This window comes from Thermus sp. (assembly GCF_056332225.1).
This window is the reverse complement of the sequence record NZ_JBWGQW010000225.1, coordinates 1-600: the sequence shown is the minus strand read 5'-3', so window position 1 is coordinate 600 and position 600 is coordinate 1. Positions and strand designations below refer to the sequence as shown.

Here is a 600-nt window from a genome sequence, read left to right as displayed (position 1 = left end):
GGGATTGCGACTCGATCCACTCGAGCCACTCCAATACGTCCTCCTTCCACCCGTTGCAAACCACATAGCCCCGTAAGGGGATTGCGACTCGCACTCGGGGCAGTCCTCCTCTCCCACGAAACCTTCGCCCTCGCAAAGGGGGCAGGAGATCCAGAACTTCCACTTCGCCCGCACCTGCGCCGCTGTTTTTTCCACGGCAGACCTCCTTTGGGGGGCGGGGAAGACCCGCCCCCTGGTCCTGCGCCTTAGGTACACGGCCTCGAGGAAGGAAGGGCTCGTGTACCTAAAACACCCCCACGGGCCGCCCGTAGTCCGGCACCAAAACCCGCGCGGCGGCCACGAACTCCCCTTCCCACCAGGCCTCTTCCCCGTCCCGCCAGAGGTCAAGCTCCTCCGCCCGCGCCTCCGGCTCCACCAAAAAGGCCACGGGGAACCGCTTCGCCGCCTCCTTCTTGAGGAGGGGAAGGGCCGCCTTCTCCGCCTCGGCCAAGACGGCCTCCCACACCCCCCTGGAGGCCTCGTCCCGGAGGAAGGCCCTCGGGCTCCCGTGCCGCCAGATCCCCTTCAGGGCCTCCCTCTGCGCCTCTCCCTCCAGCCGCC

General features: G+C 67.7%; 1 protein-coding gene. It reads right to left on the bottom strand.

Going from position 1 to position 600, the window contains the following annotated elements:
- Nucleotides 1-283 precede the first annotated feature (283 nt).
- A partial coding sequence (locus AC01Y6_RS11040) for a hypothetical protein (protein WP_476671574.1) occupies nt 284-600 on the bottom strand: 317 nt, incomplete at its 5' end.